The organism is Azospira sp. I09 (assembly GCF_009177135.1).
Lineage (GTDB): Bacteria > Pseudomonadota > Gammaproteobacteria > Burkholderiales > Rhodocyclaceae > Azospira > Azospira oryzae.
Genome location: NZ_AP021844.1, coordinates 314,429 through 329,306 on the forward strand (window position 1 = coordinate 314,429; position 14,878 = coordinate 329,306).

Consider the following 14,878-nt stretch of genomic DNA (forward strand, 5'->3'; position numbering starts at 1 on the left):
GGAAGTGTAATAGTGGCTAGGTAGACTCCGCAGGGTAGTGAAATGCACCGTCTTATGCGTGTAACCCCTCCAAGGAGAAAACCTGATGAAATTTGCCAAAATCGCCGCTGCCCTGGGTCTTGCCGGCCTGGCCGTTTCCGGTATCGCCCACGCCCAGTCCGCACTGGTGAAGGTGGATGGCTCTTCCACCGTGTATCCCATTACCGAGGCGGTGGCCGAGGATTTCCAGAAGGAAAAGAAGAACGCCATCAAGGTGACCGTGGGTATTTCCGGCACCGGCGGCGGTTTCAAGAAGTTCTGCCGCGGCGAGACCGACGTTTCCAATGCCTCCCGTCCCATCCTGAAGAAGGAAATGGACGCCTGCAAGGAACTGGGCATTGCCTACTACGAACTGCCCATTGCCTATGACGCCCTGACCGTCATCGTCAATCCCCAGAACAACTTCATCAAGAACATGACCGTGGCCGAACTGAAGGCCATCTGGGAACCCGCCGCCCAGGGCAAGATCACCAACTGGAACCAGGTGAACCCGGCCTATCCGGACGTGCCCCTGAAGCTCTACGGTCCCGGCGCCGATTCCGGTACCTTCGACTACTTCACCGAAGCCGTGGTCGGCAAGGCCAAGTCTTCCCGCGGCGACTACACTGCCTCCGAAGACGACAACGTGCTGGTGCAGGGCGTTTCCCGCGACAAGGGCGGCCTGGGCTACTTCGGCTACGCCTACTACATCGAAAACCAGAAGAAGCTGAAGGCCGTGTCCATCGACAACGGCAAGGGCGGCGTCCTGCCTTCCCCCGAGACCGTGGAGAACGGTTCCTACGCTCCCCTGTCCCGTCCCATCTTCATCTACGTGAACGCCAAGTCCCTGGAAAAACCCGAGGTCAAGGAGTTCGTCGAGTTCTACCTGAAGAACGCCCCCAAGCTGGTCAAGGAAGTGAAGTACGTGGCCCTGCCCGGCAAGGTGTATGAAGCCAACCGGGAACGCCTGGCCAAGAAGAAGGCCGGCACCGTCTTCGGTGGCACTGAAGCTGTCGGCATGAAGATCGAAGAACTGATCAAGCGCGAAGCTCAACTCTAAGCTGTTGCAGCAGGGCGGCCCGTTGTGGCGGGCCGCCTTTTTTGAGCCCCGGCCCTGCCGGACTCCATTAGAATGAGCCCCGAAAATCCCGTTATGTCTTCCACCCTTGTATCGGATGCGCCTGTGGCCGTACCCCTTGACCATGTGAGCGAGCGTTTCGTGCGGCGGCGTACCCGCCACCTGCGCGAAACCATCATTGAATTCATCCTGCTGGCGGCAGCCCTGGTTTCCGTGGCGACCACGGCCGGGATCGTCTTTATCCTGGTGAAGGAGTCCCTGGTCTTCTTCGACCACGTGCCCCTCATCGACTTCCTCACCGATACCCAGTGGACGCCTCTGTTTGACGATGCCCATTTCGGCATCCTGCCCCTGGTTTCCGGCACCCTGGTGAGCTCCGGTGTGGCCCTGTTGGTGGCCATTCCCCTGGGGACCATCATCGCTATCTACCTTTCCGAATTCGCCCCCTTCAAGGTGCGCGAAATCGCCAAGCCCTTCCTTGAATTGCTGGGCGGCGTGCCGACCATCGTCTACGGCTACTTCGCCCTGATGTTCATCACCCCGCTGCTGCAGCAGATTTACCCGGATCTGCCCGGCTTCAACCTGCTGTCCGCCGGCATCGTCATGGGCATCATGATCGTGCCCTACGTCAGCTCGGTGGCCGAGGACGCCATGCGCGCCGTGCCCATGAGCCTGCGTGAGGGCTCCTACGCCATGGGCGCCACCCGCTTCCAGACGGCGGTCAAGGTGGTAGCGCCCGCCGCCACTTCCGGCCTGGCCGCCGCTTACATCCTGGGCATCTCCCGGGCGGTGGGCGAGACCATGATCCTGGCCGTGTCCGCCGGCATGCAGCCCAACCTGACCTGGAATCCCCTGGAGCCGGCGGCCACCATCACCGCCTACATCGTCCAGGTGGCCCTGGGCGACCTGCCCCACGGTTCCGTGGGCTACCAGACCATTTTCGCCGCGGGTCTGACCCTGATGCTGATTACCCTGTTCTTCAACGTCATCGGTCACATCATGCGCAAGAAGTTCCGCGAGGCTTACTGATCATGAGCGATACCGCTGTCGTTGCTGCCCGTCTGCAGGAAATCCGCCGCATCATCGCGCGCCACAAGCGCTGGGATCTCCTGTTCGCCCTGCTCGGCTTGTGCGCCCTGATGCTGGGCGTGCTGACCTTCGTTTCCCTCTTCGCCCAGATGGTGGTGGAAGGCGGTCCCCGCCTGTCGGTGGATTTCTTCACCAACTTCCCCTCCCGTCGTCCGGAGCAGGCGGGCATCCTCTCCGCCTGGGTGGGCTCCACCCTGGTGATGATCGTCACCGCCCTGGCCGCCGTGCCCCTGGGCGTGGCCGCCGGGGTCTACCTGGAGGAATACGCGCCGAAGAACCTGATGACCGACATCATCGAGATCAACGTCACCAACCTGGCCGGCGTGCCCTCCATCGTCTATGGCCTGCTGGCCCTGGGCATCTTCGTCTATCAGTTCGGCTTCGGCCAGAGCATCCTCTCCGCCGGCCTGACCCTGGCCCTCTTGATCCTGCCGGTGGTCATTGTCGCCACCCGGGAGGCCATCCGCGCCATTCCCATCTATGTGCGGGAAGGTGCCTACGGTTGCGGTGCCACCCAGTGGCAGGTGGTGCGGGATCACATCCTGCCCTATTCCTCCGCCGGCATCCTCACCGGGGTCATCATCGGCATGGCCCGGGCCATCGGCGAGACGGCGCCCATCATCACCATCGGCGCCCTGACCTTCATTGCCTTCCTGCCGCCGGCACCCTTCACCGGCGAGCCCATGGCCGGTCCCTTCGACTGGGTCTTCGCCCCCTTCACGGTGATGCCGATCCAGATGTTCAACTGGACCTCCCGTCCCGAAGAGGCCTTCCACCAGAATGCGGCCGCTGCCGGCTTCGTCCTGGTGCTGATGACCCTGACCATGAATGCCCTGGCGATCTGGATCCGCTATCGCCTGCGCAAGAACATCAAGTGGTAAGGCCGGACCTCGCCCTCTATCGAATTGATCGTGCCTGCCTTTAACAGGCGCTCCAACAGGAATTAATCCATGACCACTGCAACCCCGATCGTCAAGGCCGAAGCGAAGGACCTGAATTTCTTCTACGGCGGTTTCCATGCCCTCAAGGGTCTCAACATGCCGGTCTACGAGAAGAAGGTGACGGCCCTGATCGGTCCTTCCGGCTGCGGCAAATCCACCTTCCTGCGCTGCTTCAACCGCATGCACGATCTCTACCCGGGTAACCGCTATCAGGGCGCCATCAACTTCTTTCCCGACCAGACCAACCTGCTGGCCGAGAAGGTGGATCCCATCGAAGTGCGCATGCGCATCAGCATGGTGTTCCAGAAACCCAATCCTTTCCCCAAGTCCATCTACGAGAACGTTGCCTATGGCCTGCGCGTGCGCGGCGAGAAAAAGCGCACCGTGCTCGACGAGAAGGTGGAGGAGGCCCTGCGCGGCGCGGCCCTGTGGGACGAGGTGAAGGACCGCCTGGACGATCTGGCCTTCAATCTTTCCGGCGGCCAGCAGCAGCGCCTGTGCATCGCCCGGGCCCTGGCTACCGATCCCGAACTGCTGCTCTTCGACGAGCCCACTTCCGCCCTGGACCCCATCGCCACCGCCAGCATCGAAGAGCTGGTGTCCGAGCTGAAGGAAAAGGTCACCATCCTCATCGTTACCCACAACATGCAGCAGGCGGCACGGGTTTCCGACTTCACGGCCTACATGTACCTGGGGGAACTGATCGAGTTCGGCATCACCGACCAGATTTTCATCAAGCCCCAGAAGAAGCAGACCGAGGACTACATCACCGGCCGCTTCGGTTGATTGTCCTTTTTTGCGAGTGGCGGAATTTGCCATAAATCATAGAAACGGCCGGCCTTCCCGGCCGTTTTTCTTGGTTTGCGGCGCATGCGGTATCTCCGGTTTTGCATTGACCCGGGAGTCTTCTAAAAGATATAATTAAAAAGTTTTATGCACTCCCGTTTTGGGGGCGCTTCACCTGATCCGAGTCTTTAAGTCATGCGCCAAAAACTGGTTGTTGGAAACTGGAAGATGCATGGCGGCTTGGCAGCCAACCGTTCCCTGCTTCAGGGTGTGGTTGCCGGGGTGAAGGGGCTTGCCGCTGCGGTCGAGTGTGCCGTTTGTGTTCCCTATCCGTACCTGGCTCAGGCCCAGCAGGAGCTGGCTAAGACTGAAGTGAGTTGGGGGGCGCAAAACCTGAGCGAGCAAGTCTCGGGGGCATTTACCGGTGAGGTAAGTGCGGCAATGCTCAAGGATTTTGGCTGTCGCTATGTCATCGTCGGCCACTCGGAGCGCCGGGCGCTCTATGCCGAGGATGACGGGCTGGTGGCAAAGAAGTTCAAGCAGGCTCTGGCGGGTGGGTTGGTGCCGATTCTGTGTGTCGGTGAAACCCTGGTTCAGCGGGAGTCCGGTCAGACGGCTGAGGTGGTTGCTGCCCAGTTGGATGCAGTCCTGGATGCGGCGGGTGTTGAGGTTTTCGCCGGAGCAGTGGTTGCCTATGAGCCCGTGTGGGCCATCGGTACCGGCCTCACGGCTTCTCCCGTCCAGGCTCAGGCGGTGCATGAAGGGATTCGTGCCCGACTGGCGGTAAGAAATGCAGAAGTGGCTGCCGGAGTGCGTGTGCTCTACGGTGGCAGCGTCAAGGCGGGGAATGCGGCGGAGTTGTTTGCCAAGCCCGATATCGACGGGGCTTTGGTCGGCGGCGCATCCCTGGTGGCGGAAGAATTCGTGGCCATTTGTCGTGCGGCTGCCTTTTGAGAAAAGAGTGACATGAATTACCTGTTTTCTGTGGTGTTGGTGGTGCATATCCTGGCGGCCCTGGGGATCATTGGTTTGGTCCTGATCCAGCATGGCAAGGGTGCCGATATGGGGGCTGCGTTTGGTAGCGGTGCGTCCGGCAGTTTGTTCGGCGCTACTGGTTCTGCCAACTTCCTGTCCCGTACCACCGCCATCCTCGCGATCGTTTTCTTTTCGACCAGCCTGGCGCTCGCCTATCTTGCTTCGGCCAAGCCGAAAAATAGTGGCAGTGTGATGCAGGAAGCTGTACAATCCGCGCCTGCTTCTGCGCCGAATGGCGCGCCGGCTGTGGTTGGCGGCGATGCCGCCGCTGCAGCGGCAGATGCTGGAGTTGGTTCGAAAGCGAAAGACATTCCCAAGTAATTTTTGGGTTTGGTTCTCTGGTACGGAAAGCAGAAGTCCTCGAATTGCCGTGCCAGAGTGGCAGTGCCGACGTGGTGAAATTGGTAGACACGCTATCTTGAGGGGGTAGTGACGTAAGTCGTGCGAGTTCGAGTCTCGCCGTCGGCACCAATTGCAACGAAGTCCAGTGGTTCCGCCAGGGGTCGTTGGGCTTCAGAACGAAGCGATAGCGCGGCGGATCATGCTGGAAAACTACTTCCCGATCTTATTATTCATTCTGGTCGGCATCGCCATCGGTGTTCTGCCGATTGTCCTTGGTTGGCTGATTGCTCCCAACCGTCCCGACGCTGAAAAGCTCTCCCCCTACGAATGCGGCTTCGAAGCCTTCGAAGACGCCCGTATGAAGTTCGATGTGCGGTATTACCTGATCGCCATCCTCTTCATCCTGTTCGACCTGGAAATTGCCTTCCTCTTCCCCTGGGCCACGATTTTCAAGGAAATCGTCAATACCGAGGCCGTGAAGTGGTTTGGTTTCGCCGAAATGATGGTTTTTATCGCCATTCTGGTGGTCGGATACATCTACGCCTGGGTCAAGGGCGCGCTGGAGTGGGAGTAAGCGTATGGCTATCGAAGGTATTCTGCAGGAAGGTTTTGTCACGACTACCGCTGACAAGCTGATCAACTACATGCGTACGGGCTCCCTGTGGCCCATGACGTTCGGTCTGGCCTGCTGCGCCGTGGAAATGATCCACGCCGGCTGTTCCCGCTACGACCTGGACCGCTTCGGTATCGTTTTCCGTCCCAGCCCCCGTCAGTCCGACGTGATGATCGTGGCCGGCACCCTGACCAATAAGATGGCTCCCGCCCTGCGCAAGGTCTACGACCAGATGCCGGAGCCCCGCTGGGTCATCTCCATGGGTTCCTGTGCCAACGGCGGTGGCTACTACCATTATTCCTATTCCGTGGTGCGCGGTTGTGACCGCATTGTGCCGGTGGATATCTACGTTCCGGGCTGCCCCCCGACCGCTGAAGCCCTGCTTTACGGTCTGGTGCAGCTGCAGAACAAGATCCGCCGTACCAATACCATCGCCCGCTGATCCTGGAGAGTTCCCATGTCCAAACTGGAAACCCTTGGCCAGAGCCTGCAGGCGCAGTTCGGTGAGCGCCTCAAGAGTCTCAAGCTGGCCCTCGGTGAAGCGACCATCGAAGTCGATGCCGCCGATTATCTGCAGGTGATGCAGGAGTTGCGCGATTCCGAAGCCCTGTGTTTCGACGAGTTGATCGACCTGTGCGGCGTCGATTACTCCACCTACGGCAACGACGGCTGGAGCGGCAAGCGCTACGCGGTGGTGGTCCACCTGTTGTCGGTGGCCAAGAACTGGCGTCTGCGGGTGCGTGTCTTCGCGCCGGATGATGCCTTCCCCGCGGTGGATTCCGTCGTCAATGTCTGGAGTTCCGCCAACTGGTTCGAGCGCGAAGCCTTCGACCTGTTCGGCATCGTTTTCCCGGGTCACGAAGATCTGCGCCGCATCCTGACGGATTACGGCTTCATCGGCCATCCTTTCCGCAAGGACTTCCCCATTTCCGGTTATGTCGAAATGCGCTACGACCCGGACCAGGGTCGGGTGATCTACCAGCCGGTGACCATCGAACCGCGCGAAAACACGCCGCGCATCGTGCGCGAAGAGAATTACGGGGACGTCTGATATGGCCGAAATTCGTAACTACACCATGAACTTCGGGCCCCAGCACCCTGCGGCCCACGGTGTGCTGCGCCTGGTGCTGGAGCTCGACGGCGAAGTCGTGCAGCGCGCCGATCCGCACATCGGCTTGCTGCACCGGGCTACCGAGAAGCTGGCGGAAACCCGCACCTGGATTCAGTCCGTGCCCTATATGGACCGTCTGGACTATGTGTCCATGATGTCCAACGAGCATGCCTACTGCCTGGCCGTTGAAAAGCTGCTGGGCATCGAGGTGCCGGTCCGTGCCCAGTACATCCGCGTGATGTTCGACGAGATCACCCGTCTGCTCAACCACCTGCTGTGGATCGGCTGTCACGGCCTGGACGTGGGTGCCATGGCCATGGTGCTGTACACCTTCCGCGAGCGGGAAGACCTGGTCGATGCCTACGAGGCCGTTTCCGGTGCCCGCATGCACGCAGCCTACTACCGTCCGGGCGGCGTCTATCGCGACCTACCGGACCGCATGCCCCAATACACCGAGAACCGCTTCAAAAGCGCGTCCACGGTCAAAACCCTGAACGAGAACCGCACCGGTTCCCTGCTGGATTTCCTGGAAGACTTCACCAATCGCTTCCCGACCTATCTGGACGAGTACCACACCCTCCTGACCGACAACCGGATCTGGAAGCAGCGTCTGGTGAACGTCGGCGTGGTCAGCCCCGAGCGCGCCCTGCAGCTCGGCTTCACCGGCGCCATGCTGCGCGGCTCCGGCATTGCCTGGGACCTGCGCAAGAAGCAGCCGTACGAAGTCTATGCTGATCTGGATTTCGACATTCCCGTCGGCGTGAACGGCGACTCCTACGACCGCTATCTGGTGCGTATGGAAGAAATGCGCCAGTCCAACCGCATCATCAAGCAGTGCATCGACTGGCTGCGCAAGAACCCGGGTCCGGTCATCACCGACAACCACAAGGTTGCACCGCCGGCCCGCGAAGGCATGAAGTCCAACATGGAAGAGCTGATCCACCACTTCAAGCTCTTCACTGAAGGCATCCACGTGCCCGAAGGCGAGGCCTATGCCGCCGTCGAGCATCCCAAGGGCGAGTTCGGCATCTATTTCGTCTCCGACGGTGCCAACAAGCCGTATCGCATGAAAATCCGTGCTCCTGGCTACGCCCACCTGGCGGCCATGGACGAGATGGCACGGGGCCACATGATCGCCGACGTGGTGACGATCATCGGCTCCCAGGACATCGTTTTTGGCGAGATTGACCGCTGATGCTGACTCCCGAATCCCTCAAGAAGATCGACCGCGAGGTCGCCAAGTATCCGGCTGATCAAAAGCAGTCGGCGGTGATGGCATCTCTGGCGATCGCCCAGGAAGAAAAAGGCTGGCTGGCCGACGAAACCATCGAGTTCGTCGCCAACTATCTCGGCATGCCGCCCATGGCGGCCCTGGAAGTGGCCTCCTTCTACAACATGTACGATCGCAAGCCGGTGGGCAAGTACAAGCTCACCGTCTGCACCAATCTGCCCTGCGCCCTGACCGGCGGCGAACACGCCGGTGAGTATCTGCAGCAGAAGCTGGGCATCCGCTACGGCGAGACCACTCCCGATGGCAAGTTCACCCTGGTCATGGGTGAGTGCATGGGAGCCTGCGGCGACGCCCCGGTGATGATCGTCAATAACCGGTCCATGTGCAGCCACATGAATCCGGAACAGATCGACCAACTGCTGGCGGAGTTGAAATAATGGCCATTCTGGGAGCGATCAACCCCACCCTGACCGCCGGCTGGAACGGTGACGCGGGCTGGAGCCTGAAGGATTACGTGGCCCGCGGCGGCTACGAGGCCCTGAAGAAAATCCTGGCGGAAAAGATTCCCCAGGAACAGGTCATTGCCGAAGTGAAGACCTCCGTCCTGCGCGGACGGGGCGGCGCCGGTTTCCCCACCGGTCTGAAGTGGAGCTTCATGCCCCGCTCCTTCCCCGGCGACAAGTACGTGGTCTGCAACTCCGACGAGGGCGAGCCTGGCACCTTCAAGGACCGGGACATCCTGCGCTACAACCCCCATTCCGTGATCGAAGGCATGGCCATTGCCGCCTACGCCATGGGGGCCACCCGCGGCTACAACTACATCCACGGCGAAATCTGGGAAGTGTACAAGCGCTTCGAGGATGCCCTGGACGAAGCCCGTGCCGCCGGTTTCATCGGCCAGAACATCCTGGGCTCCGGCTTCAACTTCGAACTGTTCGCCCACCACGGCTACGGCGCCTACATCTGCGGTGAAGAAACCGCCCTGCTGGAGTCCATCGAAGGCAAGAAGGGCCAGCCCCGCTTTAAGCCGCCGTTCCCCGCCTCCTTCGGCCTTTACGGCAAGCCCACCACCATCAACAACACCGAGACCTTCGGCTCCATCCCCTTCATCATCCGGGACGGTGGCGAGAAGTTCCTCAACCTGGGCAAGCCCAACAACGGCGGTACCAAGCTGTTCTCCATTTCCGGCCACGTCAATCGTCCCGGCAACTACGAGATTCCGCTGGGCACCCCCTTCAGCACCCTGCTGGAGATGGCCGGCGGCGTGCGCGGCGGTCGCAAGCTCAAGGCGGTGATTCCCGGTGGCTCTTCCGCTCCGGTGCTGCCCGGCGACGTGATGATGGAATGCACCATGGACTATGACTCCATCAGCAAGGCCGGCTCCATGCTGGGCTCCGGTGCGGTCATCGTCATGGACGAGACCACCTGCATGGTCAAGGCCCTGGAGCGCCTCTCCTTCTTCTATCACGAAGAGTCCTGCGGCCAATGCACTCCCTGCCGTGAAGGCACCCCCTGGCTGTACAAGGTGGTGAGCCGCATCGAGCACGGCCTGGGCCGTCCCGACGACCTGGATCTGCTGGATTCCGTCTGCGAAGGCATCATGGGCCGCACCATCTGCGCCCTGGGCGACGCCGCCGCCTTCCCCGTGAAGAGCTTCATCAAGCACTTCCGCGACGAATTCGTGCACCACATCGAACACAAGACCTGTCTCGTGCCCAAGGATGTCCAGCGGGCGGGTAGCGGGTTCTTCAAGGCTCAGAACTGAGGCTTAAGCGACATGCTTGAAATCGAAATCGACGGCAAGAAGGCCGAGGTACCCGACGGCAGCACGGTGATGGATGCCGCGCAGCAGGTGGGTGTCTACATTCCGCACTTCTGCTACCACAAGAAGCTTTCCATCGCCGCCAACTGCCGCATGTGTCTGGTGCAAGTGGAGAAGGCGCCCAAGCCGCTGCCGGCCTGTGCCACTCCCGTGACCAACGGCATGAAGGTGTTCACCCACTCCGAGCTGGCCGTCAAGGCCCAGAAGGGTGTGATGGAATTCCTCCTCATCAACCACCCCCTGGACTGCCCCATCTGCGACCAGGGCGGCGAATGCCAGCTGCAGGATCTTTCCGTGGGCTACGGCGGCGTCAAGAGCCGCTACCAGGAAGAGAAGCGGGTGGTGTTCCACAAGGACATCGGCCCCCTCATCTCCATGGAGGAGATGAGCCGTTGCATCCACTGTACCCGTTGCGTGCGCTTCGGCCAGGAGATTGCCGGCATCATGGAACTGGGCATGGCGAACCGGAATTTCCATTCCGAGATCACCACTTTCATGGCCCGCACCGTGGATTCCGAGCTGTCCGGCAATGCCATCGACCTGTGCCCGGTGGGTGCCCTGACCTCCAAGCCTTTCCGCTACAGCGCCCGCACTTGGGAACTGCAGCGTCGCAAGTCCGTCAGCCCCCACGATTCCCTCGGCGCCAACCTGGTGGTCCAGGTCAAGGGCAACAAGGTCATGCGCGTTCTGCCCCGTGAAAACGAGGAAGTGAACGAGTGCTGGATTTCCGACAAGGACCGTTTCTCCTACGAAGCCCTGAACAGCGAAGAGCGCCTGACCAAGCCCATGGTCAAGCAGGGCGGCGAATGGAAGGAAGTGGAGTGGAACGTGGCCCTGGATTACGTGGCCCACGGTCTGAAGGACGTCTCCCGTGAATTCGGCGGCGATGCCCTGGGCTTCCTGCTGTCTCCCCACGCCACCCTGGAAGAACTGGCTCTGGCCAAGAAACTGGCGGCCGGCCTGGGTTGCGACAACGTGGACTTCCGCCTGCGTCAGCGCGACTTCTCCGCCGACGGCAAGCGTGCCGGCACTCCCTGGCTGGGCCTGAAGCTGGCCGAGATCAAGGATCTGGACGGTGCCCTGGTGGTCGGTTCCTTCCTGCGCAAGGATGCCGCCCTCTTTGCCCAGCGCCTGCGCCAGGCCGCCAAGAAGTTCACCAAGGTGAGCTTCATCGATGTGGCCGGCGACGATCAGCTGATCAACACCCATGCCCGTCTGACCCTGGCCCCGGCCGACCTGATCCGCGGTCTCGGTGCCGTGGTCAAGGCCGCTGCCCAGATCAAGGGCGTGGCAGTGCCCGCCGGTCTGGACAGCCTCAATCCCTGTGAAACCGCCCAGAAGATCGCCCAGTCCCTGGTGGATGGCGAGAAGAAGGCCGTGTTCCTCGGCAGCGTGGCCCAGCAGTCCGGCGACGCCGCCCAGCTGCAGGTGCTGGCCAACGAACTGGGCAAGATCACCGGCGCCACCGTCGGCTTCATCGGCGAGGCTGCCAACAGCGTCGGCGGTTATGTGGCCGGCGCTCTGCCGGGCAAGCTCAATGCCCGCACCATGCTGGAACAGCCCCGCCAGGGCTATCTGCTGCTGAATGCCGAGCCCGAGTTCGACTTTGCCAATGCCCAGCAGACCCTGGCCGCCCTCAAGCAGGCCAAGCTGGTGGTGTTCATGTCCGCCTTCAAGCACGCGCCGGCCCTGGAGTACGCCGATGTGATGCTGCCCGTTGCCCCCTTCACCGAAACTGCCGGTACCTTCGTCAATGCCGAAGGCCGCGTGCAGAGCTTCAACGGTGTGGTGCGGCCCCTGGGCGAAGCCCGTCCGGCCTGGAAGATCTTCCGCGTCCTGGGTAATGTGCTCAACCTTTCCGGCTTCGATTACGAAAGCGCCGAAGCAGTGCGCGACGAGTTGCTGGGGCAGGGCACCGAATTCGCCGCCGGTCTCGACAACGGCATCAGCGGTGTGAATGTGGCACTGGCCCCGGCCCCTGCCGGTCTGCAGCGGGTGGGCGATGTGCCCATCCACTTCGCCGACACCCTGGTGCGTCGCGCGCCTTCCCTGTTGCGCACCCGTGACGGGCAGGCCCCCGTGGCCCGCATCGACGGCGCCACGGCAGCCCAGTTGGGTCTGGAAGAGGGCGCCCAGGTTCGTGTGCGCCAGGGCGACGGTGCTGCCACCCTGACCCTGAAGCTGGACGAAGGGACTCCTGCCGGTTGCGTGCGGGTTCCCGCCGCCCATGCCGCCACTGCGGCCTTGGGTGACCTGTTCGGCACCATCACCGTGGAGCGTGCATGATGGATATGCTGCAGCAATTCATTCAGGGCGTTTTCGGCCCCGCCTGGCCGGTGGTCTGGAACCTGCTCAAGATCGTCGCCGTGGTTGCCCCCCTGTTGCTGGGTGTGGCCTACCTGACCTACTTCGAGCGCAAGGTCATCGCCTACATGCACGTGCGGATCGGTCCCAACCGGGTCGGTCCCCTGGGCCTGATCCAGCCGATCGCCGACGGCCTCAAGCTGTTGCTGAAGGAAATCATCGTTCCGTCCGGTGCCGACAAGTGGGTCTATCTGATTGCTCCCGGCTTGGCCATCGCTCCGGCGCTGGCTGCCTGGGCGGTGGTGCCCTTTGCCGACGGCCTGGGTGTGGCCAATATCGATGCCAGCCTGCTCTACATCATGGCCATCGCCTCCATGGGCGTGTACGGCATCATCCTGGCCGGTTGGGCTTCCAACTCCAAGTACGCCTTCCTCGGTGCCATGCGTTCCGCGGCCCAGATGGTGTCCTACGAAATCTCCATGGGCTTTGCCCTGGTGACCGTACTGATGGTGTCCAACAGCCTGAACCTCACCGAAATCGTGCGGGCCCAGGATCACGGCATCTTCGCCGGCATGGGCCTGACCTTCCTTTCCTGGAACTGGCTGCCCCTGCTGCCCATGTTCATTGTCTATCTGGTCTCCGGCGTGGCTGAAACCAACCGGGCCCCGTTCGACGTGGTGGAAGGTGAATCCGAAATCGTGGCCGGCCACATGGTGGAATACTCCGGCATGGCGTTCGCCCTGTTCTTCCTGGCCGAATACGCCAACATGATCCTGATTGCAGCCCTGACCTCCCTTTTGTTCCTGGGCGGCTGGCTGTCTCCGGTGGGATTCCTGCCCGACGGCTTCTTCTGGCTGGCCGCGAAGATGTCCTTCGTGCTGTTCCTGTTCCTCTGGTTCCGTGCCACCTTCCCGCGCTACCGTTTCGACCAGATCATGCGTCTGGGCTGGAAGGTGTTCATTCCGGTTAGCCTGGTGTGGTTCACCGTGGTCGGCGTCTGGATGATGTCGCCCCTGAACATCTGGAAGTGAGGATTACACCATGGGTGCCATGAAAGATATTGTTAAGAGCCTGTTCCTCAAGGAACTGTTCCAGGGTATGAGCGTTACCGGGCGCTATTTCTTCGCCCGCAAGATCACCGTTCAGTATCCGGAAGAAAAAACTCCGCAAAGTGCGCGCTTCCGTGGCCTGCATGCCCTGCGTCGCTACCCCAACGGGGAAGAGCGCTGCATCGCCTGCAAGCTGTGTGAAGCGGTCTGTCCGGCGATGGCCATCACCATTGAAGCGGCTCAGCGGGATGACGGTTCCCGTCGCACCACGCGCTACGACATCGACCTGACCAAGTGCATCTTCTGCGGTTTCTGCGAAGAAGCCTGCCCGGTCGATGCCATCGTCGAAACCCGCATTTTCGAGTATCACGGCGAAAAGCGCGGCGATCTCTACTACACCAAGCAGATGCTCCTGGCCAACGGCGACCGCTACGAAGCGCAGATCGCCGCTGACCGTGAAGCCGATGCCAAATTCCGCTGACGGGACCTGAAATGGAATTCAAGACTGTCGTTTTCTACTTCCTGTCGGCGATTCTGGTTTACGCCGCCCTGCGGGTGATCACTGCCCGTAACCCGGTCCATGCCGCCCTGCATCTGGTGCTGTCCTTCTTCAGCGCCGGTGGCGTATGGGCGCTGCTGCAGGCCGAGTTCCTCGCCATCTCCATCGTTCTGGTCTATGTCGGCGCGGTGATGGTGCTGTTCCTCTTCGTCGTCATGATGCTGGACATCAACATCGACCGCATTCGCGAGGGCTTCTGGAACTACCTGCCCCTGGGGGCCGTGGTCGGCCTGCTGATGGTCGTGGAAATGGGCGCCATCCTGGGTAGCCAGTACCTCGGCGCTGCCGAAGCCCAGGTGCCCCAGACTGCCGCCGGTGTTTCCAACGTCAAGGAACTGGGGCGTCTGCTCTTCACCGAGTACGTCTATCCCTTCGAACTGGCGTCGGTGATTCTGCTGGTGGCCCTGATCGCCGCCATCGTCCTGACCCATCGGGGCGCCAAGAAGACCAAGTACACCGATCCTGCCAAGCAGGTGTTCGTGAAGGCAGCCGACCGCATCCGCGTTTTGCAGATGCCGGCCGAAAAACAGGACTAAACAACGTGGCTGCGGCCTGGCCGCAGTCTGCTGAAGAAGGATAAGGGAGGCCCCTTGCTTACTCTGTCGCATTTCCTCGTGCTTGGCGCGATTCTCTTCGCCATCAGCGTGCTCGGTATCTTCCTTAACCGGAAGAACCTGATCGTGCTGCTCATGGCGATCGAACTGATGCTGCTGGCGGTGAACATGAATTTCATCGCGTTCTCCCACTACATGCAGGATCTGGCCGGGCAACTTGCCGTTTTCTTCATCCTCGTCGTCGCCGCGGCCGAATCTGCAATCGGCCTCGCCATTTTGGTGGTGCTGTTCCGCAATCTGCGCACCATCCATGTGGATGATCTGGACAGCCTGAAGGGTTAAGCAT

At 61.3% G+C, this 14,878-nt stretch carries 17 protein-coding genes and 1 tRNA gene; all 18 read left to right on the forward strand.

Annotated features, from left to right (window positions below; all coding sequences use genetic code 11):
- Positions 1-85 precede the first annotated feature (85 nt).
- The 18 genes from AZSP09_RS01465 (at position 86) to nuoK (ending at position 14,874) form a co-directional block, all read left to right on the forward strand.
- Positions 86-1,078 carry a PstS family phosphate ABC transporter substrate-binding protein gene (locus AZSP09_RS01465; protein WP_014238070.1) on the forward strand — a complete coding sequence of 331 codons (993 nt, stop codon included), beginning with the start codon at positions 86-88 and terminating at the stop codon, positions 1,076-1,078.
- A gap of 123 nt (positions 1,079-1,201) precedes the next feature.
- Entirely contained in the window at positions 1,202-2,125 is a 924-nt protein-coding gene (gene pstC, locus AZSP09_RS01470; RefSeq protein WP_050804318.1) for a phosphate ABC transporter permease subunit PstC, read from the forward strand.
- Between the two features lie 2 nt (positions 2,126-2,127).
- Positions 2,128-3,066 (forward strand): phosphate ABC transporter permease PstA, encoded by a 939-nt coding sequence (gene pstA / locus AZSP09_RS01475; RefSeq protein ID WP_130458759.1) that lies wholly within the window; start codon positions 2,128-2,130, stop codon positions 3,064-3,066.
- A 69-nt stretch (positions 3,067-3,135) separates the two neighbouring features.
- A complete protein-coding gene (gene pstB / locus AZSP09_RS01480; RefSeq protein WP_014238067.1) occupies positions 3,136-3,912 on the forward strand; it encodes a phosphate ABC transporter ATP-binding protein PstB in 777 nt (258 codons plus the stop codon).
- A 195-nt stretch (positions 3,913-4,107) separates the two neighbouring features.
- On the forward strand, positions 4,108-4,866 hold the full coding sequence (gene tpiA, locus AZSP09_RS01485) for a triose-phosphate isomerase (protein WP_152088951.1): 759 nt from the start codon (positions 4,108-4,110) through the stop codon (positions 4,864-4,866).
- 12 nt (positions 4,867-4,878) lie between these two features.
- Positions 4,879-5,268, forward strand: coding sequence for a preprotein translocase subunit SecG (gene secG / locus AZSP09_RS01490; protein WP_130458757.1), 390 nt, complete (start codon positions 4,879-4,881; stop codon positions 5,266-5,268).
- Positions 5,269-5,333: 65 nt separating this feature from the next.
- Positions 5,334-5,418: transfer RNA gene (locus AZSP09_RS01495), tRNA-Leu, on the forward strand.
- 70 nt (positions 5,419-5,488) lie between these two features.
- Positions 5,489-5,863, forward strand: coding sequence for an NADH-quinone oxidoreductase subunit A (locus AZSP09_RS01500; protein ID WP_014238065.1), 375 nt, complete (start codon positions 5,489-5,491; stop codon positions 5,861-5,863).
- A gap of 4 nt (positions 5,864-5,867) precedes the next feature.
- Complete coding sequence (locus AZSP09_RS01505) at positions 5,868-6,344, forward strand: NuoB/complex I 20 kDa subunit family protein (protein ID WP_014238064.1); 477 nt, start codon at positions 5,868-5,870, stop codon at positions 6,342-6,344.
- Positions 6,345-6,359: 15 nt separating this feature from the next.
- Positions 6,360-6,953, forward strand: coding sequence for an NADH-quinone oxidoreductase subunit C (locus tag AZSP09_RS01510; protein WP_130458756.1), 594 nt, complete (start codon positions 6,360-6,362; stop codon positions 6,951-6,953).
- 1 nt (position 6,954) lies between these two features.
- Positions 6,955-8,208 (forward strand): NADH-quinone oxidoreductase subunit D, encoded by a 1,254-nt coding sequence (locus AZSP09_RS01515; RefSeq protein ID WP_014238062.1) that lies wholly within the window; start codon positions 6,955-6,957, stop codon positions 8,206-8,208.
- Positions 8,208-8,681, forward strand: a complete 474-nt coding sequence (gene nuoE, locus AZSP09_RS01520) for an NADH-quinone oxidoreductase subunit NuoE (protein ID WP_152088952.1) — start codon at positions 8,208-8,210, stop codon at positions 8,679-8,681. The genes AZSP09_RS01515 and nuoE overlap by 1 nt, the downstream gene beginning before the upstream one ends.
- Entirely contained in the window at positions 8,681-10,009 is a 1,329-nt protein-coding gene (gene nuoF, locus AZSP09_RS01525; protein WP_014238060.1) for an NADH-quinone oxidoreductase subunit NuoF, read from the forward strand. Before nuoE ends, nuoF begins: the two co-directional genes overlap by 1 nt.
- 12 nt (positions 10,010-10,021) lie before the next feature.
- On the forward strand, positions 10,022-12,352 hold the full coding sequence (gene nuoG / locus AZSP09_RS01530) for an NADH-quinone oxidoreductase subunit NuoG (protein WP_152088953.1): 2,331 nt from the start codon (positions 10,022-10,024) through the stop codon (positions 12,350-12,352).
- Positions 12,352-13,401 carry an NADH-quinone oxidoreductase subunit NuoH gene (gene nuoH, locus AZSP09_RS01535; RefSeq protein WP_043799532.1) on the forward strand — a complete coding sequence of 350 codons (1,050 nt, stop codon included), beginning with the start codon at positions 12,352-12,354 and terminating at the stop codon, positions 13,399-13,401. The genes nuoG and nuoH overlap by 1 nt, the downstream gene beginning before the upstream one ends.
- Before the next feature lie 10 nt (positions 13,402-13,411).
- Positions 13,412-13,900, forward strand: coding sequence for an NADH-quinone oxidoreductase subunit NuoI (gene nuoI / locus AZSP09_RS01540; protein ID WP_014238057.1), 489 nt, complete (start codon positions 13,412-13,414; stop codon positions 13,898-13,900).
- Between the two features lie 11 nt (positions 13,901-13,911).
- Entirely contained in the window at positions 13,912-14,514 is a 603-nt protein-coding gene (locus AZSP09_RS01545) for an NADH-quinone oxidoreductase subunit J (protein ID WP_014238056.1), read from the forward strand.
- A 54-nt stretch (positions 14,515-14,568) separates the two neighbouring features.
- The gene (gene nuoK, locus AZSP09_RS01550) at positions 14,569-14,874 is read left to right on the forward strand and encodes an NADH-quinone oxidoreductase subunit NuoK (RefSeq protein ID WP_014238055.1); all 306 of its coding nucleotides are present in this window, start codon (positions 14,569-14,571) and stop codon (positions 14,872-14,874) included.
- Positions 14,875-14,878: the final 4 nt, after the last annotated feature.